At 38.2% G+C, this 26,220-nt stretch carries 22 protein-coding genes; 20 read left to right on the top strand and 2 right to left on the bottom strand.

The genetic code is table 11. The features are described from left to right. Positions 1 to 560: 560 nt before the first annotated feature. The 3 genes from rimM (at position 561) to HMPREF3116_RS05650 (ending at position 2,431) form a co-directional block, all read left to right on the top strand. On the top strand, positions 561 to 1,136 hold the full coding sequence (rimM, locus tag HMPREF3116_RS05660; RefSeq protein ID WP_070468222.1) for a ribosome maturation factor RimM: 576 nt from the start codon (positions 561 to 563) through the stop codon (positions 1,134 to 1,136). Next, positions 1,136 to 1,873: a tRNA (guanosine(37)-N1)-methyltransferase TrmD gene (gene trmD / locus HMPREF3116_RS05655; protein ID WP_070468220.1), complete on the top strand. Its 738-nt coding sequence runs from the start codon at positions 1,136 to 1,138 to the stop codon at positions 1,871 to 1,873. The genes rimM and trmD overlap by 1 nt, the downstream gene beginning before the upstream one ends. Before the next feature lie 120 nt (positions 1,874 to 1,993). Next, positions 1,994 to 2,431 (top strand): DUF2188 domain-containing protein, encoded by a 438-nt coding sequence (locus HMPREF3116_RS05650; protein WP_070468218.1) that lies wholly within the window; start codon positions 1,994 to 1,996, stop codon positions 2,429 to 2,431. Positions 2,432 to 2,500: 69 nt separating this feature from the next. Here HMPREF3116_RS05650 and HMPREF3116_RS05645 read toward each other — a convergent pair whose 3' ends face one another. Then, positions 2,501 to 3,703, bottom strand: a complete 1,203-nt coding sequence (locus tag HMPREF3116_RS05645; protein ID WP_246819057.1) for a pyruvate kinase — start codon at positions 3,701 to 3,703, stop codon at positions 2,501 to 2,503. Between the two features lie 597 nt (positions 3,704 to 4,300). On the opposite strand from HMPREF3116_RS05645, the gene rplS reads away from it, so the two are divergent. Together rplS and HMPREF3116_RS05635 are read left to right on the top strand one after the other, a co-directional pair. Then, positions 4,301 to 4,660: a 50S ribosomal protein L19 gene (gene rplS, locus HMPREF3116_RS05640; protein WP_059348695.1), complete on the top strand. Its 360-nt coding sequence runs from the start codon at positions 4,301 to 4,303 to the stop codon at positions 4,658 to 4,660. Positions 4,661 to 4,771: 111 nt separating this feature from the next. Beyond that, positions 4,772 to 6,040 (top strand): ClC family H(+)/Cl(-) exchange transporter, encoded by a 1,269-nt coding sequence (locus HMPREF3116_RS05635; RefSeq protein ID WP_070468216.1) that lies wholly within the window; start codon positions 4,772 to 4,774, stop codon positions 6,038 to 6,040. A 173-nt stretch (positions 6,041 to 6,213) separates the two neighbouring features. Here the strand turns inward: HMPREF3116_RS05635 and HMPREF3116_RS05630 are convergent, their stop codons facing one another. After that, positions 6,214 to 7,629, bottom strand: a complete 1,416-nt coding sequence (locus tag HMPREF3116_RS05630; RefSeq protein WP_070468214.1) for an aldehyde dehydrogenase family protein — start codon at positions 7,627 to 7,629, stop codon at positions 6,214 to 6,216. Positions 7,630 to 7,911: 282 nt separating this feature from the next. Here HMPREF3116_RS05630 and HMPREF3116_RS05625 point away from each other — a divergent pair, with 282 nt between their 5' ends. The 15 genes from HMPREF3116_RS05625 (at position 7,912) to HMPREF3116_RS05555 (ending at position 25,703) form a co-directional block, all read left to right on the top strand. Then, positions 7,912 to 8,916: a Gfo/Idh/MocA family protein gene (locus tag HMPREF3116_RS05625; protein WP_070468213.1), complete on the top strand. Its 1,005-nt coding sequence runs from the start codon at positions 7,912 to 7,914 to the stop codon at positions 8,914 to 8,916. A gap of 171 nt (positions 8,917 to 9,087) precedes the next feature. After that, positions 9,088 to 9,561, top strand: a complete 474-nt coding sequence (locus HMPREF3116_RS05620) for a hypothetical protein (protein WP_070468211.1) — start codon at positions 9,088 to 9,090, stop codon at positions 9,559 to 9,561. Between the two features lie 348 nt (positions 9,562 to 9,909). Further along, positions 9,910 to 10,587, top strand: coding sequence for a phosphoribosylaminoimidazolesuccinocarboxamide synthase (locus HMPREF3116_RS05615; protein WP_070468209.1), 678 nt, complete (start codon positions 9,910 to 9,912; stop codon positions 10,585 to 10,587). A 13-nt stretch (positions 10,588 to 10,600) separates the two neighbouring features. Further along, entirely contained in the window at positions 10,601 to 14,254 is a 3,654-nt protein-coding gene (locus HMPREF3116_RS05610; protein WP_070468208.1) for a phosphoribosylformylglycinamidine synthase, read from the top strand. 9 nt (positions 14,255 to 14,263) lie between these two features. Beyond that, positions 14,264 to 14,743 (top strand): 5-(carboxyamino)imidazole ribonucleotide mutase, encoded by a 480-nt coding sequence (purE, locus tag HMPREF3116_RS05605; RefSeq protein ID WP_070468207.1) that lies wholly within the window; start codon positions 14,264 to 14,266, stop codon positions 14,741 to 14,743. Between the two features lie 11 nt (positions 14,744 to 14,754). Continuing rightward, positions 14,755 to 16,005, top strand: coding sequence for an amidophosphoribosyltransferase (locus tag HMPREF3116_RS05600; protein ID WP_070468206.1), 1,251 nt, complete (start codon positions 14,755 to 14,757; stop codon positions 16,003 to 16,005). A gap of 9 nt (positions 16,006 to 16,014) precedes the next feature. Continuing rightward, complete coding sequence (purM, locus tag HMPREF3116_RS05595; RefSeq protein WP_070468205.1) at positions 16,015 to 17,040, top strand: phosphoribosylformylglycinamidine cyclo-ligase; 1,026 nt, start codon at positions 16,015 to 16,017, stop codon at positions 17,038 to 17,040. Beyond that, a complete protein-coding gene (gene purN / locus HMPREF3116_RS05590) occupies positions 17,037 to 17,600 on the top strand; it encodes a phosphoribosylglycinamide formyltransferase (RefSeq protein ID WP_070468204.1) in 564 nt (187 codons plus the stop codon). Before purM ends, purN begins: the two co-directional genes overlap by 4 nt. A 23-nt stretch (positions 17,601 to 17,623) precedes the next feature. Then, a complete protein-coding gene (purH, locus tag HMPREF3116_RS05585; protein WP_070468203.1) occupies positions 17,624 to 19,144 on the top strand; it encodes a bifunctional phosphoribosylaminoimidazolecarboxamide formyltransferase/IMP cyclohydrolase in 1,521 nt (506 codons plus the stop codon). 17 nt (positions 19,145 to 19,161) lie between these two features. After that, positions 19,162 to 20,406 carry a phosphoribosylamine--glycine ligase gene (gene purD, locus HMPREF3116_RS05580; RefSeq protein WP_070468202.1) on the top strand — a complete coding sequence of 415 codons (1,245 nt, stop codon included), beginning with the start codon at positions 19,162 to 19,164 and terminating at the stop codon, positions 20,404 to 20,406. 201 nt (positions 20,407 to 20,607) lie between these two features. After that, positions 20,608 to 21,057: a MarR family winged helix-turn-helix transcriptional regulator gene (locus HMPREF3116_RS05575; protein WP_168125800.1), complete on the top strand. Its 450-nt coding sequence runs from the start codon at positions 20,608 to 20,610 to the stop codon at positions 21,055 to 21,057. 29 nt (positions 21,058 to 21,086) lie between these two features. Further along, a complete protein-coding gene (locus HMPREF3116_RS05570) occupies positions 21,087 to 22,862 on the top strand; it encodes an ABC transporter ATP-binding protein (RefSeq protein WP_070468201.1) in 1,776 nt (591 codons plus the stop codon). Then, positions 22,855 to 24,618 (top strand): ABC transporter ATP-binding protein, encoded by a 1,764-nt coding sequence (locus HMPREF3116_RS05565; RefSeq protein WP_070468200.1) that lies wholly within the window; start codon positions 22,855 to 22,857, stop codon positions 24,616 to 24,618. Before HMPREF3116_RS05570 ends, HMPREF3116_RS05565 begins: the two co-directional genes overlap by 8 nt. A 528-nt stretch (positions 24,619 to 25,146) precedes the next feature. Beyond that, positions 25,147 to 25,443: a rhodanese-like domain-containing protein gene (locus tag HMPREF3116_RS05560; RefSeq protein WP_070468199.1), complete on the top strand. Its 297-nt coding sequence runs from the start codon at positions 25,147 to 25,149 to the stop codon at positions 25,441 to 25,443. Continuing rightward, positions 25,443 to 25,703, top strand: coding sequence for a metal-sensitive transcriptional regulator (locus HMPREF3116_RS05555; protein WP_070468198.1), 261 nt, complete (start codon positions 25,443 to 25,445; stop codon positions 25,701 to 25,703). The genes HMPREF3116_RS05560 and HMPREF3116_RS05555 overlap by 1 nt, the downstream gene beginning before the upstream one ends. The last annotated feature ends 517 nt before the right edge of the window (positions 25,704 to 26,220 follow it).

Genomic DNA, 26,220 nt, shown 5'->3' with positions numbered 1-26,220 from the left:
ACATTTGGAACTCAACTAAACAGGGTGTGAGAGTCGACGTTCAGAAAGAAAACGTTGGAAGATTAGCGCAGTGACTGACAAAGTCAGTTACAAACTAATCTGAAACGCAGTTCTTTCTGGAGACACGAACCCGACTAAATAGGATGTGAGACAGGGCGCTTAGGCAGGTACCACTGGAAGGAATATGACGTAGCAAGTTTACTTGCTGCAAATATTTCTGAAGTGGAGACCGGACTGCCAAAGCAAACTCAACTTCACAGGGTATGAGCGTCGCACCTATTTATACGATGTTTGCAACAAAGCAATCCGCTTTTTGAGGGCGTGGACAGAAATGTCTGCGTCTTTTTTATGGCATTTTAAGGGCATTTTTATTGGCGCAATGCCTTAGGATTTATCGTGTTATCTTGGTTTTTCTGGTGTATTCATGTAAAATAAGACTGACGTTTGACCATGGTAGCTTTTTTGGTTACAGTGGTCGCTAGAAATGGGTGGCGTGTCCTTTTTTCAATTATTGGTTTAAAAGTTGGCAGATAGGCACGTAAGAAGGGAAGGCAATAGATATGGTGAAGATTGAGGGCATGGCTGAAGAACAGTATTATTTGGTCGGGAAAATTGTGAATACGCAGGCCTTACGCGGTGAAGTACGGGTAATGGCGATAACTGATTTCCCAGAAGAACGTTTTAAAATAGGGTCTACTTTGGCGATTTTTAATGGTGATAAATTGGTGGAGAATGTTGAAGTAGATGGTCACCGCCTGCATAAAAATTTCAATCTCTTACATTTTAAAGGTAAGGATCATATTAATGATGTGGAGAAATTTAAAGGTTTTGACCTGAAAGTCGCTGGGGCTGAACGTGAAGCTGACCAGTTGGATGAGAACGAGTTTTACTATGATGATATTATTGGTTTAGAAGTATATACTACGGACAATGACTATTTAGGTAAGATTCGTGAAATTACGTCTTTACCATCGAATGATGTGTGGGCGATTCAACGTCCAAATAAAGGACAAGATATTTTGATTCCTTATATTGAAGATATTGTATTAGAGATTGATTTGGCTGGTAATCGCGTGGTGATTGAACCGATGGATGGCTTAATTGAAGATGTGGACACAGAAAAAGGTGACGCCTAATGCAGATTGATGTCTTAAGCCTTTTCCCGGAGATGTTTGAAGGGCCAATGAATACGTCGATTATTGGGAAGGCCCAGGAAAAAGGGGTAGCCAATATTGATATTACGGACTTTCGTAAGTTTGCAGTAAATAAACACGGTCATGTGGACGATTACCCATATGGCGGTGGTGCTGGGATGTTGCTTCGGGTTGACCCGATCCATGATGCTTTAGAAGAAATTGAGCGTAAGCATCCTGATACCAAAAAACGGGTTATTTTGATGGATCCAGCTGGTGAAACGTTTACGCAAAAGCATGCGGAATCATTTGCAGAAGATGCGCATTTGATTTTTATTTGTGGCCATTATGAAGGCTATGACGAGCGGATTCGGTCATATGTAACCGATGAGATTTCAGTTGGAGACTATGTGCTCACTGGTGGCGAATTAGGGGCTATGATTGTGATTGATGCGACTGTTCGTTTGCTTGAAGATGCTGTTGGAAACGAAGCGTCTATCACTGGTGATTCTTTCTCAACTGGACTACTAGAATACCCACAATATACGCGTCCAGCTGAATACAAAGGGATGAAGGTGCCGGATGTGCTAATGTCTGGGAACCATGCTAAGATTGCGGATTGGAAAGAGAAAGAATCTTTACGCCGGACCTATGAACGCCGTCCAGATATGTTGAAGAACTATCCATTAACGCCCAAGCAAGCGAAGTGGCTTGAAGAAATTAAAGCAGAAACTGAGTAGGGCTGTTTGTTAGCGTGGTCTATTGTGTGGATCCCAGTTTCATGCTAGATTGAACATGGCTATCCTTTTTATTTATTCCCTATTCTTGATACAATATGAGTTAAGGATGGAGATGATGTTATGCCATGGAATATGCAAGATTATCCTAACAACTTAAAAAATTTTGATGAGGTTGAACGTAAGAAGATCATTGAGATCATGAATGCTATGGAAGCTGCGGGTTACAAGGAGGAAGATTTAATCCCAATTGCGATACAGCAAGGGAAAGAATGGTATCAGAATGCTTCTGATAAAGAGATTTCGGAAGTTAAACATGCAAGCAATCCTAAAAAGAGCGACAAGCATGATACTGAATCGGCTAATCCTGAATTGATGGATGAAGACGTGCAGGTGAAGTTTGATCATGAGCTTGAACAATGGCAAGTGATTACCGTGAAGGCGGAACGCGCTGCGGATACTTTTGACTTAAAAGAGGATGCTGTGAAGCGGGCTAAGGAAATTGCTGATAACAAAGGAACCAAAGTCATTGCTTATACCAAGGATGGTAAGCGGCAATAAAAGTCAAAATATTATAGTTAGACATCATAAAACACCTACCTTTAGGATATTAGAGGTAGGTGTTTATTTTTATTCGAAAATGGTATTGGCTACGTTCAATTGTTTCATTAATGGTGTCTTTTTGAATTGGTGTTCATCAATGTCTGCTAAAATTGACCGTAAAAGATTGATTCCTTCAAGGATATGTTCACCTTTATTTAACATGACACATTCAGCTCGTGACCCCATAGATACATCCGAAATTTCAGCTCTTGAAGGTACGCCGGATTTTACCAAGGACTCAAGAACCTGGGTGGCCCAGATTACAGGGATTTGCGCAGCTTCGCAGAACCAAAGGATTTCTTCTTGAACAACAGATAGTCGTAGATAGCCAACTTCTACAGCTAGGTCTCCTCTAGCAATCATAATGCCTGTTGGTCGGTAGCGGTTAGCCTCGATGATGATATTGATGAGATTCTCAAATCCAGAAATGGTTTCTAACTTGATAGTAGCTAGTTTATCTTGATCTTCACTTACTTTTTCTGCCATTACTTGGTTAATATGGCGAACGTCATCCAAATTGTGGACGAAGGAGAAGCCAATCACGTCAGCAGCTTCTTTTGAAAAAGCTAAGTCGTCAATGTCTTTATCGGTTAATACAGGGATATTCAATTCACGGTCAGGAAAGTTGATCCCTTTTGTCGCTTTTACTTTCTTACCATTTGATGCCATTTGGGTGATGGTAATTTTTACCCCTTCAGGATAGACTTTTTGGACTTTACCTTGAATTTTCCCATCATCAAGGGACACCACTTCATCAACCTTTAAATCTTGAATCAGTTCTGGAATTGGACAGGATAAGACTATTTCACAGTCATAAAAGTCCTTTAACACCGTATCACTCGTTAGGAAGAAGACATCCCCTTCATAAAGCTTAGGATTTTGTAAAGTGGTATAGATAGCTTGGATACGCACTTTAGGACCAGCGATATCAGTGAAAATTTTAATATCGCGCTGGTATTTCTTGCCAGATTGATGAATATTTTTGACCATTTTCCGCCAAGTAGTTACATCATCATGGGCACAGTTAATACGGGCAACGTCTAAACCAGCTTTCACCATGCGGTCTACTAGGTCTTGGTCAGTGGCGGCTTCATTGGGCATGGTAACCATGATACGGGAATAGCGGTCTTTAGCGCCTGGGCCAAAGAAATCATTGGTGAGTTGGTCAAGTGTAGAGCCGTGACCTTGACTGGTTTTGGTCATATGTTCAGGAATATCGACTGCGGGCATGTCCGCGCTTTTTGCTAAATGATAAGCGACTAAATCAAGGGTAGATAGTACATGTCCTTCAAGACGACCGAGTGAAGAAAGGCCCAGATTTCCTAGTTTTAATTGTAAGTCGCGAATATCACGGCGACGAAGGGCAACATAATAGGCAAAATTTAAGGCTGCTTCCTTAAAATCTTCACGGAGGGTGGCAGGATTCCAAGATGTATAAATTTGTTACCCCTCTTGGTAAACGGTTTCACGTAAGTCGGCTACTTCTAAATATAAATCTTTGTAAATATTGTTTACTTGTTGTTTGTCATTTGTCATTACGAGATCTCCTTTATCTATTCTGTAACCGTTTCCTATTCATCTATTATTGTATCGTGAAGTGGCGTAAGGAACAAATATTTGTATAGTGAGGGTGGGAGATTTTCCCTTATTAATACCTATGACATTATTACTTGTTAATAACAATTTATATCAAGAAATGTTCAACTTTCTATTTACAATAAGTGATAGATTTGTTACAATATTTAAGGTGTTGTTTGGACACATACTTTATGATATTCCGCTGTGGCAAAATTGTCATATGAGTGTTGTTGAAAGGAGAGAATCTACATGAGTAATTTAATTGATCAAATCACTTCAGAACAACTACGTAACGATGTACCTGACTTCCGTCCTGGTGACACTGTTCGTGTACACGCGAAAGTTGTTGAGGGTGAACGTGAACGTATCCAGTTATTTGACGGTGTTGTTATTCAACGTCGTGGTGCTGGTATCAGCGAAACTTACACAGTTCGTAAAATTTCAAACGGTGTTGGTGTTGAACGTACTTTCCCAGTACACACACCACGCGTAGCTAAAATTGAAGTATTACGTGAAGGTAAAGTTCGTCGTGCTAAATTGTTCTACTTACGTGACTTACATGGTAAAGCTGCACGTATTCCAGAACGTCGCCGTAACAAACAAAAATAAGGCTACTGCAGTAGCTATACAGAAAATCCCGATCGAGCTTATCCTTGGTTGGGATTTTTTTATTTGGGAAAGAAAATAAATGCATTATTGTGAAGAAGGGGTATGGTTGTGATGCATGAAGGGCGATTGAATTATCGTTTGGTGTTATTGAGTGTTATTTCAGGTATCCTAGTGGGCATTGTTGTTTCATTATTTAGAGTCGCTATACCGTTTTTGATGGGGCTAGTAACGTGGCTTTTAAATTGGGGACAGGCTTCAATCGGTCATAGTTTTTTATTTATACTGGCTTTAGGATTGATTGGTTGTTTCGTGGCTTGGACGGCACAAAGAGAACCTATGATTGGTGGATCAGGTATTCCACAAATTGCTGGAAAGTTGAGTGGGCAGTTAAATTTTTCTTGGCCATCTGTTTTATTTTATAAAATAACTGGTGGATTACTCGCGATTGGGTCAGGACTTACACTAGGGCGAGAAGGACCCTCAGTACAAATTGGGGCAGCCATAGGTCAGGGAGTAGCAGAGGTGACTAAATCATCTAAAGAATCTACGAAATATTTGATTGTCGGCGCTGCAGGAGCCGGTTTGTCTACAGCTTTTAATGCCCCTGTATCTGGTATTATTTTCTGTTTAGAGGAATTATTGAAGAAGGTTACCCGTCGTGGTTTTCTATCTGCCACTTTAACGATTATTACTGCAACTCTCGTATCGATTGCGTTGATTGGGAATGATGCTGTGATGACGATTCCTCGAGCCTTACGGGTGGAAATGGCAACTTATCCGTATTTACTTATTTTAGGGGTATTGTTAGGTTTATCAGGTGTGTTGTTTAATACCGTTATCTTATGGTCTAAAGCGATTTATCGTCATTGGCAGCTAGCATCTTTTTGGAAAATGGTTTTTCCTTTCCTCATCACAGCCGTGGTATTGTTATTTGATGCGCGGTTAATTGGTTCTGGTGAACAATTGATTCTATTACCATTTTTAGACAACCCTAGCGTATTAACACTGGTTTACTTATTCGTGTCAAAAATACTGTTACTTGGTGTGGCTTTCGGGTCAGGAATTCCAGGGGGGATCTTTTTCCCGTTGTTATCTCTTGGCGCTTTAGTAGGGAATATTTATGCGAGTGGATTGCATGCCTTAGGTCTAGTGGACGCGTACACGATTATGGTCTTTACTGTCATTGCGATGGCTGCGCATTTTGCAGCGATTGTACGTGCGCCATTAACGGGTATTTTCTTGATTCTAGAAATGACAGGGGGATCTATCCAGTATCTACTCCCAATTGCCATTGTCACTTTTATTGCTTATTTCGTGGCAGAAATATGTCAATCTAAACCTGTATACGAATCATTATTAGGGTTGATGGTGAATGATTGAGAATAGCGTCTTTGGTGTAGGCCTTTAATCGCAGAACATGGCTTTGATGGCCTTATATTTTTCAAAGGTATATCACTAAAAGTTAAAAAACAGCTACTAAGAGATTGATATCATCTAGTAGCTGTTTTATTTATCTAAAATTTGCTTATTTATTTTTTCTTAGATATAGTTCTTTAATCTTCTAAGAAGATCGCTTTTGTTTCTAAGTAGTCTTCAACACCGTATAGACCGTTTTCGCGTCCTAATCCGGATTGTTTGTAACCACCAAATGGGGCAAGGGGATTACGTCCCGCTTTATTCACAAAGATATTTCCAGTGCGTAATTGCTTAGCGACTTCATAAGCTCTTTCATCTGGTCCGACTACAGCACCTGAAAGGCCGTAAATTGAGTCATTAGCAATTTCAATAGCTTCTTCTTCAGTTTCATATGTGATGATGGCGAGTACAGGACCAAAAATTTCTTCTTGGGCAATCGTCATATCATTTGTGACATTTGTAAAGACAGTAGGTGTTACAAAATGACCAGTTTCGCTGGCTGGTTTTTTATCACCGACTAAAACCTTTGCGCCTTCTGCTTTACCTTTTTCAATATATTCGAGCACAGTTTGTTTTTGATTAGCGGATACCATTGGCCCTACAAGGGTATTTGGATCAGCAGGGTCACCTAAAATAACATTCTTTTCATAGTAAGATTTTACTTCTGCTTCCACATCTGCTAATTCGTCTTTAGGAACCAATAATCTTGTCAGTGCAGTACAAGTTTGCCCTTGGTTATTTAAAATCGTCCCCATGGCTTTTTTAACGGCAAAGGATAAATCGCCACCTGGTAAATAAACGAGTGCTGATTTGCCACCTAATTCAAGAATGATATGTTTAATACCTTTAGCAGCGTTTTCATATAGTCCTTGACCAACTTCGGTTGACCCGGTAAAGGAAACAACAGCAACATCTTTATGTTCAGCTAGATAGTTTCCAACACCGCCACCGCTACCAAGGATTAGGTTGAATACACCTTTTGGAAAGCCTACTTTTTCAGCTAATTCAAATAGTTTTACTGCAGTGAGTGGTGTATCAGATGCTGGTTTCACAACTACGGTATTCCCAGCTAGTAGTGCAGGGGTGATTTTTCGTTGGATTTGATTTAATGGATAGTTCCAAGGCGTAATTGCTGCAACTACACCGTATCCTTCTTTAATGACTTTAGTATTTCCAACTTGGTCAGTTAAGTCGTAGTCTTTGATTGCCTCTATTGTGGCAGACATTTCATCAATGGCTAAACCAACTTGTCCCGACTCAGAGAAGGTCTTGGCAGCACCGAATTCTTCAACAATAATATCTCGTAATTCATCTTGATGTGCCTTAATTTCAGCTAATAATTTTTCTACATATTTGGTTCTTTTTTCAAGGGATAATTTATTCCAAGCAGGGAAGGCTTTTTTTGCGGCTTCAACTGCTTGGTCAACATCTTCATTAGAAGAGTATGCGACTTGGGCAATGGTTTCTTCAGTTGTTGGGTTTTCTACGTCTTTGAATTCATTATTAGTAGGGGTTGTCCACTCACCATTAATGAAATTAGTATATTGTTTCATGAGAAATCCTCCTTTAAGCTCTTGTCTATCTATCTTCCATGATAAAGGAGATTTGAAAAGCTGGCTAGTGAAATGAATTGGCACTAGCCTATGTTATATCCATAGTGCGGTGAAAAAGGCTTTTTATTTTAAAAATAACGGTAATCGATTACTTTATTTGAAATAAAAATGACTTTGCATCAAATAGCGCTAGAATTTATAGGTCTAGACGCTTATAATTAGCTATCAGAAGAATGTTGATACCGAATTCTACGGTATTTTCAGGTTAATGGAGGAGCAGATATGAAATTAGGGATAGCGGGGACTGGGAAGGTTGTTGAGCAATTTTTGCCAGTAATTGCTGAGTTACCAGAAATTCAAGTAACAGCAATTAATTCAACACCCAAAAGTGTTGATAAGGCTATAGCCTTTCAAAAGCAATATGGTATTGATCAAGTATATAGTGATTATAATCAATTTTTGATGAAAGCAGATATCGATACGGTATATGTTGCCGTCATTAATAACTTACATTTTCCTTTTGCGAAGGAAGCATTACTTCATGGTAAGCATGTTATCTGTGAGAAACCTTTCACGATGTCACAAAAGGAATTAATCGAATTAGAACGACTATCCATTGACTATGATTTAGTATTGGCTGAGGCTGTAACAGGTCAATTTGTCGAAAATTATGGTAAAATCCGTGAACTTTTACCACTTATTGGTGATATTAAGTTAATTGAATGCAATTTCTCAAAATATTCGAGTAAGTATGATGCTTTCACAGCAGGGAACATTTTGCCGGCCTTTGATATCAAAAATGGTGGCGGTGCCTTGATGGATTTAAATTCATCCAATATACATTTTGTCGTTGGTTTAATCGGTAGACCAAAGAAAGTGGCTTACTACCCCAACATTGCAAATGGGATTGATACATCTGGTGTGTTGATCATGGACTATGGCTACGCAAAAGCCGTATGTATGGCTTCAAAGGATTCTACAGGGAAAAACGGGGCAACAATTCAAGGGACGAAAGGTACTATCAGGGTAAATAGTGCAACGAATAGGGTCACATCATTTGATATCTGGACAAATGACGGGTATACAGACCACTTTGAATTAAATACATACGACCATAAGATGGGTGCAGAATTTGAGATTTTTGCCAATTGGATTGATCACGGTGATACGACGTTTGCAGAAGAGCACTTAGCCCAAAGTTTAACTGTCATGGAAGTTTTAGACATGGCTATCGCAGATTCAGACCTCAAAGAAGACCCTCTTTGGGAGCCAAAACTGACATTTTAATTAGGTAAGATGTCATGCCTTTTTAATGATTCTTGCAACTGCTATGACTATTGAGTTCATAGAGGTGACGATAGCTTTATAATGAATCGGCCTTTTTAGTTACTAGGTTTATGACAAGCTTATGTTACAATGAGGATAGTAATGAATTTAGAGGATAAACGGAGGAATACCATGCCATCAATTGAACCAATTTTAGAAAAAATGTTTAACGATAAGAAAGTACCCGTTAAGAAGAATAAATTCAATGAAGACCAAGTTGTTTTCTCAGGTGCTTACCGTATTGCTGAAGATAAAACGATTCCTTTTAACGTCGTAGCGCGTGAGTTTAAAGAAGGTTCATCGGTAACGGAATACCAAATCACTTATCGTAAACTAGTCCAAGTTGAAGATTTCAACAATCAAACTAAAGCTTTAGCAGTTATTAATGAAATTAACTTAAAACGTGCAGGCTACTATACCTTGATTTTGACTGGTGACGGAGAAATTTACCTACGCTTATTATCAAGAACAACTGAAGATCCACAATTATTATATGAATTAATGGTCTTTGGTTCAGCAACAGCACGCCTTGTTTACCCTGAATTAGAAGAGAAGATTAATGGGAAAAAGGTCCAAGTCTTACAAACACAACCTAAAGCTGAATAATAAATGAAACATATTCAATATCAACCACCTAAAATGGATGCCAAACCGGCTTTCGTTTTAGGTGTTTTTTTATGTTAATTATTTGCAACAAACACAGAAAGTACAATTTAGATACAATTTTGTAAAATCGATTAAAAAGCTTAACGTTTATAGTATAATTTAACTCGAATGTTCGTTTTTAATTCGGATAAAACGGTTTTTCACGATATTTTCACTTAAAACGTTCATGTTTTACTTGAGTTTACACAAAAAATCCTTTAAGGTAGTCATATGATTATCCGGAAAAACGAATATTCATAAATAATTCAATGGAAACGTATGTTTTTTAAAAAGGAGCGGTTTTTAGTAATGCTTATTTATACAGGAAAAACAAAAAATTTATGCCAAGATGATAACGGCCAATATTATTTCCAATTTAAAGACGATGTTACGGGTAAAGATGGGGTATTTGATCCAGGTGAGAATCAAGTTGGGGCAACAATTGAAGGATCAGGCCATAGTAATGTTGTGCTTTCAACATACTTTTTTGAATTATTTAAAGAAAAGCAAATTCCCACACATTATATTTCTTCAAATACAACAGAGAATACGATGCAAATTAAAAAAGCCTCTGTCTTTGGAGAAGGATTAGAAGTGATTTGTCGGTTTAAAGCAGTAGGAAGCTTTATTAGACGTTACGGTGCTTATATTGAATCTGGTACACCACTTGATGCCTATGTTGAATTCACTTTAAAAGATGATGACCGTCAAGATCCATTAATTACGCAAGACGCGCTTGAACAATTAAATATTTTAAAAGCTGGCGAATATGAACAATTAAAAAAATTAACACAAGATATTTCATTGGTGATTAAAGAAGCTTTGGCAGATAAAGGGTTAACATTATATGATATCAAATTGGAATTTGGTCGCTTAGAAGGTAGTGATGAAATTGTTTTAATTGATGAAATTTCAGGCGGAAATATGCGTGTTTATAAAGGCGATGAATATATTGAACCTTTAGCCTTAGTTCATTACTTTGAATAAGTGGAGGACCAAAATGCAAGTCATTACAAAAAATAATGCCCAATTTGATGTTGAAGGACAAAAGTATAGAAAAGAAGCAGTAGAATTCCTTCAATTTAATGAAAACACTGAGATTACTTTTTATAATCTGTACCAATTTGAAAACACTTCTAAAGAAGCATTGGAACAGATTCAACATGCTTTATTTGATACAGAAAAATTAAGCTTTATTGAGACAATACCAGCAGCTGATTATACCTTTCGCTACCGCCAAGTAACGGGCCAGTATAATGAACATGAACAAATGATGAACGAAATGATTCAACACATACTTGGCTTAAGTGAGGTTAAAGTCTTCCATTCAAAAGTAGTGACCTTAAATCATGTAAGCCAAGATCAAGGGCAAAGATTTGAAAACTTCCTTATTAATCCAGTCGAAAATACCGTTATTGCTATGGATGAATCCCCATTTGAAATTCATCCATCATCAACAGAAGAGTTAGATGAAGTGACAGGCTTCACTGAAATGACAGAAGCAGAGTTGTTAGAATTAGGCAAGCATTTTTCAATGGATTTAGATGATTTACGTTTTTGCCAAACTTACTTTAAATCTGAAAACCGTAATCCTAACCTAACAGAACTTAAAGTGATTGACACTTATTGGTCAGATCACTGTCGTCATACGACTTTTAACACTCAAATTGACATTGTCACTATTGACGCTGGTCAATATGAACCGCTTTTCAAAGCTGCTTTAAATGATTATTTAGAAAAAAGAGCCCAATTAGGTCGAACAGATCGACCAATTACTTTAATGGACTTAGGTACAATCCAAAGTCGCTACCTACGTGAAAATGGTATCTTGGACAACGTGGAAATCTCTCCAGAAGTCAATGCTTGTGCTTTAGAAATTAAAGTAGATGTAGATGGCACAGAAGAAGATTGGATTCTATATTTCAAAAATGAAACCCATAATCACCCAACTGAGATTGAACCATTTGGTGGTGCATCTACCTGTGTTGGAGGTGGAGTCCGTGACCCATTATCAGGTAGAAGTTGGGTATATCAAGGTATGCGTATTTCGGGTGCTAAAGACCCTAATGTACCATTTGAAGACACATACCCAGAGAAATTGCCACAAAGAACCATTTCAAAGCGGGCCTTAGAAGGCAATAGTGATTATGCTAATCAAATCGGACTGACTGGTGGTTATGCTGAAGAAATTTACCATCCAGGATATGAAGCCAAACGATTAGAGACAGGGGCTTTGATTTCAGCAGCTCCAAAGGATCATATTGTACGGGAAGAACCAGTTGCTGGAGATAAGATTATTTTATTAGGTGGCCGTACTGGCCGTGATGGTTTAGGGGCTGCAGTCGGTTCTTCACAAATTCAAACAGAACAATCACTAGAAAATGCCGGAGCTGAAGTGCAGAAGGGTGCAGCAGCAATTGAAAGAAAAATTACCCGCTTATTTAGAAGAGGGGAAGCCACACGCTTAATTAAACGCTGTAATGACTTTGGTGCTGGTGGTATTTCTGTTGCAGTAGGGGAACTTGCAGATGGTTTAAATATTCAACTAGATGATGTACCAGTGAAATATCCAGGTATGCATGGTGGTGAAATTGCCCTTTCTGAATCACAAGAACGTATGGCTGTTGTTGTAGCTGAAAAGGATATCGAAGCCTTTTTAAGCTATTGTACTGAAGAAGATGTCGAATCTACTGTTATTGCATCAGTAACAGAAAATGACCGTATGCAAATGACTTGGGCTGGTCAGCAAATTATTGATTTAAGTAGAAGTTTTTTAGATTCTAACGGCGCTGCTAAGCATGCGAATGCTATTTTGACGCAACCAACAAGTGTTTTTGAAAATGATGTTCACTCGGATACGACTTGGAATGAAGCGTCATTAAATGCCTATATGTCTACTTTAAATAGAGCAGGTCAAAAAGCTATGGCTGAACAATTTGATGGTTCTATTGGTCGTGCTTCTGTCCTCTTCCCATTTGGTGGTAGATACCGTTCTACACCTGAATTAGGTATGGTATCTAAACTACCAGTACACGGCGGTAAAACAACCACCACGTCTGGTATGGCTTATGGTTTTGATCCTTATCTTTCTGAGCAATCGCCATTCCATGGTGGGTTCTATTCAGTGATTGAATCGGTTAGCCGGATGGTGGCTTTAGGTTTTGACTATAAAGATTTGCGATTATCCTTCCAAGAATTCTTTGAAAACTTAAAAGATGACCCTAAACGTTGGGGGAAACCAATGTTATCTCTATTAGGTGCTAATTTGGCTATGTCTGGCTTAGCTTTAGCAAGTATCGGTGGTAAAGACTCTATGTCAGGTAGCTTTGAGGATATCGATGTCCCACCAACTTTATTATCCTTTGCAGTTGCACAAGGGCATATTGATGAAGTTATCTCACGACCGTTTAAGCAAGTAGGGTCCAAAGTCGTTTTAATCGAAAATCCGTTACAAGATGATTTCACAATTGATTTACAAAAAGAAAAAGAAATCTATGAAACGATTCATCAATTGGCTAAAGGGGATGCTTTACTGGCAGCTTCTACTGTCGGTTTTAATGGCATGTTAAAAGACCTCATTGAGATGTCTTATGGGAATGGTATTTCTGTTCAAGTGTCAGAAACTTTAACCAACCGTTTAGCTGAACCGTTAATGGGTGCCTTTATTTTAGAATTAGCTGATGATCCAGCAACGCTATTAGCAGATATCCCTTATCAAGTGATTGGTCAGACACAAGCAGATGATATCCAAATTGCTGGACAAAATTATTCAGTGCAGGCAATTGAAGCAGCGTCAAATGAAGTTTTCGCCTCCGTATTTGATCAAACTGAAAATACCGCGCGTGAATTACCAACAACACTATCTAAAACGAATGCTTCGACTACAGTTGATAAAACAACGAAAGATGTTCAAGCATTCATACCAGTTTTATATGGTACGAATGGGGAATTTGATTTGCAGTTTGCTTTAGAAGCGGCTGGATTTAATTGTCAAATGATGGTCATTGCAGATTCGTCTCATGAAAAATTTGAACAATCTATTCAAGTATTTATTAAACATTTAAAAGAGAGCCAGCTATTAGCCTTACCAAATGGTGCAGTTTTTGGTAACCAAACTGATGAAGAAGGGCGTGCTTGGGAGTTAATTTTAACAAGACCGGATGTGCGTCAAGCAATTGAAGCACATTTACAAGCTAATCGCTTGATTACAGGTAATGGGGCTGCTTTCTCCGCTTTAATCCGTACAGGGTTAATTGAATTTGGAGAAGTCACAGGTCATTCAGCTATCCGCATATTACCTAACAAAAACGGTAAATTTATTTCTGATTTATATACTGGTCAAGTGCTTTCTGAAAATAGCCCGTTCACTAAGGGGCAAGGTAATCAAACCTATACAGCACCCATTGCAACTGCATTTGGGCGCGTAGATTTAGGAGAGGCCAGTTCAAAAATGAAAGCCCATGGGCAAGTTGTTGCTGGTTTTAAAACTTATTTTGCAGAAGAAAATATTGATGCGTTAACCAGTCCAAATGGTCTAGTATTTGGTTCTATTTCTTCATTTGAAAGAAGTGGAGAAGACTTATTCCAAAATGTGCCTAGTCAAGGCGAAAATCAATTTTTAAAACAAGCTTTTGCATATTTACAAGCCAAATAGGAGGATTTTATGTTCGTTAGAATTATTATGGGTAGTTCAAGTGATGTTGAAATTGCTCGAAAAGTAACTAGTAACTTAAGTAAATTTGAAATTCCTTATCAAGTATCCGTGATTTCTGCCCACCGTGCTTTAGATGATTTACAAGCCTTAGTTGGTCAAGATGATGCGGATGTCTATATTGGGATTGCTGGTAAAGCAGCCCATTTACCGGGTGTGATTGCAGGTATGACTATTAAACCAGTGATTGGTGTACCTGTTAAATCTTCTACGTTGTCTGGCTTAGACGCTTTATTATCCATCGTTCAAATGCCAAAAGGTGTACCAGTAGCTACAGTTGCCTTAGATGGTGGTGAAAATGCGGCAATACTGGCTACACAAATTCTAGCAGTTCAAGACCAAGATTTAAGTCAAAAATTAGCAGCTTATAAAAAAGAATTAAGTGCTGGTGTTCGTGATATGAACAATGAAGCAGCTGTTCAAGCATTGTAGTAGGTGAGTAAATGAGTGGTATTTTAGGTATCTATAGCTTCAAGGCTATCGAAGCTTTTCCACACCTATATTACGGTCTGTATGCCTTACAACATCGCGGTCAAGCTGCTGTTGGAATGGGAACAATTTTACCTAATGGGGAGGTAGCACTTCTCCGTAAAAATGGGCTAATTAGTGAACATTTTGGTGCTGGTTTAATTGAGCATATGGCGGGTAACAAGGGGATTGGATTTGTCCAATATCCCTTTGAAGACCGTGAAAGTGAACCAATGCCGTTTTTTGATAAAGGGGCTTTAATGGCGATTGATGGAGAAATTGAAAATCCCGATTTCACTTTTCAAGCCTGTATTGACACATTAGGGAAAGATGTGGAAGAAATTAAGGCTTATCTAGAACGATTAGTCGGGAAATTTACGTTAATTTACATGAATAAAGACCGCTTCATTGCTTACAAACATCTAGATGGTGTGAAACCTTTAGCGATTGGGAAGATGGACGATATGATTATTGCTAGTTCGGAAACCGCTGCTATTGATAGTATTGCTGGACAAGTGATTCGTGAAATTCAACCGGGTGAGTTATTTGTGCAAACTAAATCACAAAGTATTTCTTATTACTTATCAGCAAATATGGAAGCAACTGAAAACCTGGACGCTTTTGAATTTATTTATACTGCCCGCCCTGATTCGATTTTGGATGGGATTTCTGTATATGATGCGCGTTACCGTTTAGGTGAAATTTTGTGGCAGGAAGATCAATTACGTAAAGGTGTGGTCATTGGTGCGCCTGAATCGGGTATCATTTCTGCATTGGGCTATGCAAATGCTTCCGGTTTACCTTACCAACAAGGTTTCGTTCGTAACCGCTATATTGGTAGAACTTTTATTCAATCTTCTCAAGTTATTCGAGAGCGCGATATTGAAATTAAACTAACGCCTATTAAAAGTATTGTGGCTAATAGAGAGATTATCTTAGTAGATGATTCTATTGTACGTGGTTCAACGATTAAACGGACGGTCAATACGTTAAAAGAGGCTGGGGCAAGTAAAATCCATGTCCGAATTGCTGCACCGCCAGTTGTAAAGGATGAATCGATGACGGTAGATATTCCAGATAAACAGCAACTAGTAGCTTATAACCGTAGTGTTGATGAAGTAAGAGACCTTATTGGTTGTGATAGTTTGAAATATATTAGTTTAGATGGGTTCCACCGCGCTATCGGACGAAATAAACTTTATGAACCTTATTTTACTGAAGAGTAGGAGAGAAAAATGGGATTAGATTATAAGTCTGCTGGTGTAAATAAAGAGGCTGGCTACCAGCAAGTGCAATTAATTAAAGACATGATGAAAGCCACTTATACAGATCAGGTGATGACTGAAACAGGCGGCTTTTCAGGTATGGTTGAACTCAGCGCCCATAAAGTGAAAGAACCGGTCCTTGTTTCAGGAACGGATGGCGTAGGGACTAAGTTAATGATTGCACAAGCCTTGGGTATTCATGATACCGTGGGCATTGATTTAGTTGCTATGTGTGTCAATGACATCATTTGCCAAGGTGCTAAGCCTTTATTTTTCCTAGATTATATTGCTACAGGTAAATTGATTCCTGAGAAGATGGCTAACATTGTTGAAGGTGTCGCGAATGGTTGTAAGCAAGCTGGTGCTGCCTTAATCGGTGGAGAAACAGCTGAAATGCCAGGTATGTATAGCGAGGATGAATATGACCTTGCTGGATTTGCAGTGGGGCTAGTAGATAAGCAGCAAATAATCACAGGAAAAGATATTAAAGCTGGTGATATTGCGATTGGCTTACCATCTTCAGGTGTACATAGTAATGGTTTTTCTTTAGTTAGAGCGATATTAGCGAAGAATAATATGACTTTTGACCATCCATATCCAAATACTGACCAAACTATTGGGCAAGTATTATTAACACCTACTAAAATCTATGCGAAAGATATTTTAGCGCTAATTGAAGCAGTTACCATTAAAGGGTTAGCCCATATCACTGGTGGTGGTTTATTTGAAAATATCCCACGTGTACTACCAGAAGGATTAGGTCTAACTGTTCAACGTGAAAAAATGCCAAGTTTACCTATTTTTGAATATTTACAAGAACTTGGTCAAATTACTGATGAGGAAATGTTTGCAACCTTTAATATGGGGGTCGGTATGGTGATTTTTGTTGATCCATCTGATTTAGATACGGCTTTGAAGGTGTTAGCAGATAATGACGCAAAAGCTTTTATATTAGGTCAGGTGAATGTGCAAGAGGCTGAGGTAAGTTTTGTATGATCAAAATTGGTGTATTAATCTCTGGAAATGGTACAAATCTGCAAGCGGTGATGGATGCTTGTCGTTTGGGAATTTTACCAGCAGAAGTAGCTGTTGTGATTTCTAATCAGGCAGATGCTTATGGATTGAAAAGAGCGGAAATGGCGGGTATTGATCATTTATATGCCAATGATGATCAGAAAATTTTAGCTAGCTTGAAAAACCATCAAGTGGATATTGTTGTCTTGGCTGGTTACTTAAAGCTTATTTCTAAAGAGTTGGTTCAAGCTTTTGAAGGCCGGATGATAAACATTCATCCCTCATTAATTCCTGCATTTTCAGGTAAGGGATATTATGGATTAAAAGTCCATCAAGCAGTGATTGATCGAGGCGTTAAAGTAACAGGGGCTACAGTACATTTAGTGGATGAACGGTTTGATGAGGGAAAGATACTCATTCAAGAACCTGTTCAAGTTTTAGCAAGTGATGATGCCAAAAGTTTACAAGCAAGCGTTTTAAAAGTAGAGCATCGCATATTAATTACAGCGATTGCTGATTTAATTCAAGAAATGAATAAATAATACGGAAACATAAGGAGATATGTATGAAAAGAGCTTTAATTTCTGTTTATGATAAGACTGGTATTGTAGCATTTGCAGAAAAATTAGATCAACTAGGATGGGAAATCATTTCTACTGGCGGGACAAAAACCTTACTAGAGGAAGCTGGTATCAAGGTAATTGCTGTTGAAGAAGTGACTAACTCTCCTGAGATTTTAGAAGGCCGTGTAAAGACCTTACATCCTCATGTTCATGGCGGTATTCTTTTTAATCGTGATATCGCCAGTCATCAAGCAACTGTAGATGAAATGGGTATTCATGCCATTGATATGGTGGTGAATAGTTTATACCCATTTGAAGAAACAGTGAAGAATGGCGTAGCAAGTAAAGCAGAAATTATTGAAAAAATTGATGTCGGTGGACCTTCAATGATTCGTGCAGCTGCTAAAAATTATAAAGATGTGTTAATTGTTACCGCTACTGAGGATTATGAGCGAGTAGCTGATGCTTTGGAAAATGACCAAAATACGCTTGAATTACGCGAAAGTTTAGCTGCAAAAGCTTTTAGATTAACAGCTTTTTATGATGCCATGATTGCTGAATACTTTACAGCTGAAACAAATGAACAATTTCCAGAGTTATTCACTAAGGGATACCGCTATAAAGAGTTATTGCGTTATGGTGAAAATCCTCATCAAGCAGCGGTTTATTATGAAAGCCCGCTAGAAGAGGATTTTGATTTAGAACAACTTCATGGTAAACAGATTTCTTACAATAATTATAATGACATGCGGGCAAATATGGACTTAGTGCAAGAATTTGATGAACCAGTGTGTGTGGCTGTTAAACATGCAAATCCTTGTGGGGTAGCGGTTGGAAAAACACCTGCTGAAGCTTATCAAAAAGCCTTTGAAGGTGATCCTATTTCCATTTTTGGTGGTATTATCGGCTTTAACCGTACGGTTGATGCAGAAACTGCTGATCAGTTAGCTAGAATTTTCTTAGAAATTATTGTGGCTCCTGACTTCACTGAAGAAGCGTTTGCTATTTTAAGTAAGAAAAAGAATATTCGTTTAGTGAAGTCCACTAAATTAGGTGAATTCAAAGGTAAAAAGACCACCTATAAAGAAACAGTAGGTGGATTATTACTTCAAGATAAAGATTTAAGTATTTATGGTGAAGATGGGATCGTATTGAAATCTGACCGCCAAGTAACGGATAAAGAGTTAGAAGATATGGACTTTGCTTGGAAGGTGGCGAAACACTGTGCATCAAACGCTATGGTTATTGCTAAAGATAAACAAACCATAGCGCTAGGCCATGGGGAAGTGCGTCGTGTCTGGGCTTTAGAAGATGCACTAGAGCGGTCTGAATTCCCATTAGCTGGCGCTGTCGTTGCTTCTGATGGTTTCTTCTTCCCAGATACCATTGATACTTTACATGAATATGGCATCAAAGCGATTGTTCAACCGGGTGGATCAGTACAAGATGAAAAAGTCATCGAAGCAGCTAAAGCTTATGATATTTCAGTATTGTTCACAGGTATGCGTCATTTTAAACACTAATAAGCTGAGGAGATATCATGAAAATTCTAATTATTGGTGCGGGTGGTAGAGAACATGCGATTGCTTGGAAATTGTCTCAGTCTAAGCGACCAGTTGATATTTTTATTGCACCTGGAAATGCGGGGACGGCTAGCGACTTTACGAATGTTGATATTGACGTGATGGATTTCGATCATTTAGTGAAATTTGCCTTATCTGAGCATATTGAACTAGTGATTGTAGGTCCAGAAGATCCCTTAAGTGCGGGCATTGTTGATGCCTTCCAAGCGGTTGATATTCCTATTTTTGGTCCTAACCAAAAGAGTGCTCGACTTGAAGCGAGTAAGGATTTTACCAAACAATTTTTGAATAGGTATCAAATTCCGACCGCTCAATCATTTACTACAGATAATTATTTGGAAGCCAAGGATTATATCAGCCAGTCTGCTTTACCGATTGTGATTAAAGCGGATGGCTTATGTAAAGGGAAGGGCGTTGTGATTTGTCAAACTTTTGAAGAAGCAGATGCCACTTTGAAGGATATGTTGCTCGATCAAAGTTTTGGTACTAGCGGTAGCCAGGTCGTGATTGAAGATTATCTAGAGGGGCATGAGCAGTCATTATTGTGTTTTGTGTCGAATAACAGATTAGTGCCCATGGATACAGCCCAAGATTATAAAAAGGCCTTTGATGGTGATTTAGGTCCTAATACAGGTGGTGTGGGGGTTTATTCCACACCAGACAATGAAGATGACGTCCTACAAGCTAAGATAAATGCTATTTTAGGTCAAATTGAAGCTGGATTAGTGGCGGAAGATTTTGCTTTTTATGGGATTTTATTTATCGGTTTTATGATTCAAGATGGCGAACCAATGGTACTTGAATTTAACGTCCGTTTTGGAGACCCTGAAACAGAAGTATTGTTACCGAGATTAGAGAGTGACTTATTGACAGTCTTTGAAAAAACGCTAGATGGGACTTTGGATTCAGCTGATTTGACTTGGTCTAATCAAGCAGCTGTCGGTGTTGTGTTGTATTCAAAAGGTTATCCTGGACCCTATGACAATCATCAATTGATTCAAGCCTTACCTGATGATGCCCTTATTTTCCATAATGGGACATCCAGAGACGAAAAAGGGCAATTGCTGACCAACGGTGGGCGAGTATTAACTCCCGTTGCCTTAGCGGATGATCTTCAAACAGCACGGCAAGCAGTATATGATGTGGTTGCAGAAATCCATGGGAAATCCTTAACTTACCGGACAGATATTGCTTTACTTTAAAATTGAATACTTTTCATGAAACTAGTATATGGTGTCTATGCCTTTGGGTAAGCATGATGTACTAGTTTTTGCTATTATTTTACCCATGAAAAAACTGACAAAAAAATGGTATTTTAGAAACTTTTATTTTGACATTGATTTGAGTCTTAGTATAATAGTTAGCGTGCGAACTATATATCAATGATAGAGAAGGTGACAAGAATGAAAGATGAGCATCAGCCAATGTACATAGGTGGCTTGCTAAGGGAGTTAACAATTGCAGTCCATCGAAATATTGGTGTCGAACTTAGTGAGCACGAATTGGGAGATATGAAGGGTCCGCAATCAATGGCTTTGGGTTATATTATCCATGCATCTACCCAAGATGAGCTGTATGTGAAAGACCTGGAAAAATATATGAAGATTCGTAAATCAACAGCTTCTGAATTGGTGAGCCGATTAGAGAAGAATGGGTATGTGAGAACGGAGAAATCACAAAAAGATGGTCGTTTAAAAAGACTCATTGTGACAGAGGAAGGGCATGAGGCCCATGACCGCATTCTCTATTTACTACAGGAAGTAGACGATAGACTAGTTGCTGGTTTATCACAAGAAGAAGTCGACACATTTGTTCGTATATTGAACAAATTAATTCAAAATATGCAATCTTAAGATAGGTTGTGATTAGGGGGAAATGAAAGGTGCTAAAACTATTAGCAAAAGCAAATAAAAAGGAAAGACTGCTTGCTTTACTAAGCTTGTTACTGATTATGCTGCAAGTTTATTTAGAGTTAGAAATCCCTGACTACATGTCAGAAATTACAGCGTTACTACAGATGCCAGATACGGTGACTTCAGATATTTGGGAACCTGGGTTGGTAATGGTTGGTTTATCATTAGCTTCCTTTGCCTCTGCTATATTGGTAGGTTACTTTGCCGCACGAATTGCAGCCAGTTTAACTGCCCGTATTCGTGGTGAAGTTTTTGATACGGTGATGAGTTATTCAGCTAATGAGATTAATCAGTTCTCTGTACCAAGTTTAGTGACGCGTTCTACCAATGATTTGACACAAATTCAAATGTTAATTGCCTTAGGTCTTCAAGTGGTATTACGTGGACCAATCATGTCTATCTGGGCGATTGCCAAAATTTCCGGTCAAAACTGGCAATGGTCAGTGACGACAGCAGCTGCTGTTGTTGTCTTACTCATTATGATTAGCTTTATTATGTATTTTGCAGTACCGCGTTTCAAAAAAATTCAAACCATGACTGATAACCTAAATGCGGTAACGCGTGAAAACTTAACTGGTTTACGTGTCATCCGGGCGTATAATGCAGAAGATTACCAAAATAAAAAATTTGCTAAAGCCAATGATGATTTAACCAATACACAAATCTTTGTCAACCGGATTATGGGGATTATGCAACCAGGGATGACTTTAGTCTCTAATGGGCTAACTTTAGCGGTTTACTGGACAGGTGCTTATCTAATTGCGGATGCAGCACAAGGGCCAGAGCAAATTGACTTATTCTCTGACATGGTTGTATTCACATCCTACGCTATGCAAGTGATTATTGGTTTCTTATTAATGATTATGATCTTTATGCTTCTACCTCGTGCCATTGTTTCAGCAAATCGGATTAACGAAGTGTTAGATTTAATACCTTCAATCGCTTTTAATTCGGATAGTATTGAAACAAGTGAACAAGGTAGTGTTGAATTTAAAAACGTCACGTTTAAATACGGTGATGATGCTAAACCCGCCCTTAAAGATATTGACTTTAAAGTCAACAAGGGTGAAACCTTAGCCATTATTGGTTCAACTGGTTCTGGTAAATCAACATTAATCCAAATGATTCCACGTTTATATGACGTTTCTGAAGGGCAAGTATTGGTTGATGGGCAAGATGTTAAAGATTTTGACCATATGACTTTGAATAATATTGTGGGTTATATGCCGCAAAAACCAGTTCTTTTCTCAGGGACTATTCGTTCAAATATGAACCTTGGTGAAAGTAATGAACATTTAGAAGATGAAGCATTAACAGACGAAGAAATTTGGTATGCACTAGATACTGCACAAGCGAGAGACTTTGTTGAGAGTGAGCCAGACCGGTTAGATACCCGTGTTGCTCAAGGAGGTAATAACTTCTCTGGTGGTCAAAAACAACGTTTAGGGATTGCTCGCGTGCTTGCGCGTAAACCAGAGATTCTGATCTTTGATGATTCATTCTCTGCATTAGATTACCAGACAGATAAGACATTGCGTGCCATTTTAGCGGAAAGAATGGCTGACACGACAAAAATCATTGTGGCGCAACGTATTTCAACGATTATGGATGCAGATGAGATTTTAGTTCTAGACCGTGGAGAAATTGTTGGTCGCGGTAAACATCAAACGTTATTGGCAGAAAATAAAGTATATCAAGAGATTGCTTATTCACAATTATCAGAGGAGGAATTAGCAAATGCGTAAGAAAAAAGATGCAAATCAACCTTCATTGATGGTGAATATGATGAAATATGCCAAGGAATATAGATGGCCCTTTGTTGTGGCAGTTATCCTAGCAATGGGTGGCTCTATAGCATCTATTATCGGTCCTGACCGGTTAGGGGATATGACGGATAAGATTACAGAAGGGTTGATGTCACCGGATGGGATTGACTTGGCGGCAGTTTCAAAAATTGCCATAACCCTTGTGATTATCTATGTAATTGGGGCCATATTCACTTATATTCAAACTTTTGTGATGGCAACGATCATTCAAAAGTTTTCAAGAAAGTTACGGAAGAATGTATCTGATAAAATTGACCGCTTGACTTTACGTTATTTTGATAGTCATAGTCACGGGGACACTTTAAGTCGGGTAACCAACGACTTGGATTTGGTTGGTCAGTCCTTAAACCAAACCATGTCTTCATTCATACCATCTGTGACTTTATTGATTGGGACTTTGGTGATGATGTTCTACAATAATATGATGTTGACCTTCGTCACTTTAGTTTCTGTGATTATCGGATTTGTTGGCATTGTTTTAATTCTACGCCGTTCACAAGGTTATTTTATTTCACAACAAAAGAATTTAGCAAATGTGAATAGTATTGCTGAAGAGTCTTACTCTGGTCAAAGTGTGTTAACGACGATTAATGCACGTCAGCAGATGACACAAACCTTTAATGAAGCGAATGAAGCTTTGTATGATAGTGTTTGGCATGCCCAATTCCTATCAGGTATCATGCAACCCTTGATGCAATTTATTGGAAACTTCGGTTATGTGGCGGTATCTGTTGTCGGATCTATCATGGCTTTAAATGGCGATATTACCTTTGGGGTAGTGGTATCCTTTATGGTTTATGTTCGGATGTTCACCCAACCATTAGGTCAATTGTCACAATCATTTTCTTCTTTCCGATCTGCGTCAGCAGCCTTAAATCGTGTATTTGAGTTCTTAAATGAAGAGGAAATGACAGAGGATGCGAACTTATTACGTGAGTTACCAGATGTGCATGGGGATGTCACTTTTGAACATGTACACTTTGGTTATGAGGCAGACCAACCGATTATCAAAGATTTCTCAGTAGCGGCCAAATCTGGGCAAAAAATTGCAATTGTAGGACCTACAGGGGCTGGGAAGACAACCATCGTGAACTTGCTGATGAAATTCTACCCAATTGATTCAGGTGAAATTTATATTGATGGGATACCAACAAGTGACATCTCACGGGCAGCTATTCATGATCAATTCTCTATGGTATTACAAGATACTTGGTTATTTGAGGGCACAATTCGTGAAAATCTAATCTTTAACCAAGAAAACATTACTGATGAGATGGTTGAACAAGCAGCTGCAGCTGTAGGTATTGATCACTTTATTAATACGCTACCTGAAGGATACGATACAGTATTGGATGATTCAGTTACTTTATCAGTTGGGCAAAAACAATTATTCACGATCGCGCGTGCTTTACTGAAAGATGCACCGCTATTGATTTTAGATGAAGCGACATCTTCGGTTGATACACGTACGGAAGTCGTTATACAAGAAGCAATGGATAAATTGATGGAAGGCAGAACATCATTTGTGATTGCGCACCGTTTATCTACTATCCGTAATGCAGATATTATTTTAGTCATGGATCACGGTAATATTATTGAACAAGGTAACCATGATGAATTAATGGCTGAAGGTGGCTTCTATGCAGATCTTTATAACAGTCAATTTGCAAAATAAAATATCACTTTAAATATTAAAATAAGAGAACAGGTTGTTAAACTTCCTGTTCTCTTATTTTTTTACTGAATTTCTATCCAAACCATAAGTTAGCTTAAGTTTTCTCCTTATTCAAACCTATTGAACGCTGTTTTGTAGTTTGGTATCCAGGTAGAAACTATCAAAAATATTATGTCACATTATGCATTATGCGCTACAAAAAACCTTTACAGAAAATACCGGTAGAGGTATAATAGGTATACGGGTTGGGGTATGTGGAGACGTAAGGACATGATATGATCAACGTCCGTTTCGGTATGATGACCTAGACAAGCGCAAAGCAAGACGCTATTAATGAGCAGTGTCATTATAGGTAGTGTAACAGGCGAAATTATCAAAAGATCAATCAATCAATTATTATCGGCTGTCACAGTGGACGACCTAGCTATATAGCAGAAAGCATACTGAAACAAAATAGCTAGCAAACTAAAATTTAGATGGCGTCTTTGCGCTTTACTCAGCAGTGAAACTAGAAAAGGGGATAACATCATGTATCATTCAATATCAATGTCAGCATTTGAACAAAAGTGGCAAAACGAGAAACTGCCTTTAGTAGACGTGAGAGAAAACAACGAATGGGAAAATGGACACCTAAATGGTGCAATCCATGTTCCTTTAAGTAATCTTTCAGCTGAAAAAAATAAATTGGATAAAAAACAAACTTACTATGTCATGTGTCATTCCGGAGCACGTTCTGCAAAGGCTTGTCAACAATTAACACAAGAAGGATACGACGTGATAAATGTAAAGGGCGGCATTTCTGCATGGAATGGAGAAATTGTTTAATGGCATACGATAAAAAAATTGTAAACCGTTTGAAACGTTCTGACGGTCAATTGCATGGTGTTTTGAATATGATTGAAGAAGGAAAAGATTGCGTGGATATTGTTACGCAATTATCAGCGGTGCGCTCTAGTATTGATCGTGCGATTAGTTTAATTGTTGCTGAAAATTTAGTAGAATGTGTGCAAGAAAATATTAAAAATGGTCGCACAGGTGAAGAGCGTATTCAACAAGCCGTTCAGTTACTAATGAAGAGTCGCTAGTCATGTGTGATGGTTCATATTACATCATAATATATTGACTTCTAAAGTATTCAAAACTTCATTGGCTTAGTATTTATTTTGTAGATACCATAATGAAAGACTATAACCCAAAATGCCAACAGATGTGTAAATTACAGTGTTGGCATTTTGGGTTTATATATTTTTTATCAATAAGTATAGGCCAATCAGGAGTAAAGATAGGGTCAAGAAACTATGGAGAATTTTTGTTGATTGAAATTCTTTGGGGTATTTTATCAGGATGATATATCCGTTAATGAGACCAGCGATAATGAGCACGATAGCAAAAATGGTTAAATACATGATGACTCCTTTATTTATAGTAGTACTTTTGTCTATTATACATGAGTATTTATCGATTTCGGTCTGAAGTATGAGGGATATGATGTGAATTTATTATTTTAGTATAAAGGTATACTTATCTATAATTTAACAGCAGAAAGGTTGATAAAATAATGAAATTATATATCAACTACTCTCTGTTAAAACAGAGAGTTTG

It is taken from the genome of Aerococcus sp. HMSC10H05, assembly GCF_001806975.1.
Taxonomy (GTDB): domain Bacteria; phylum Bacillota; class Bacilli; order Lactobacillales; family Aerococcaceae; genus Aerococcus; species Aerococcus viridans_B.
This window is presented reverse-complemented; position numbering and strand designations above follow the sequence as displayed.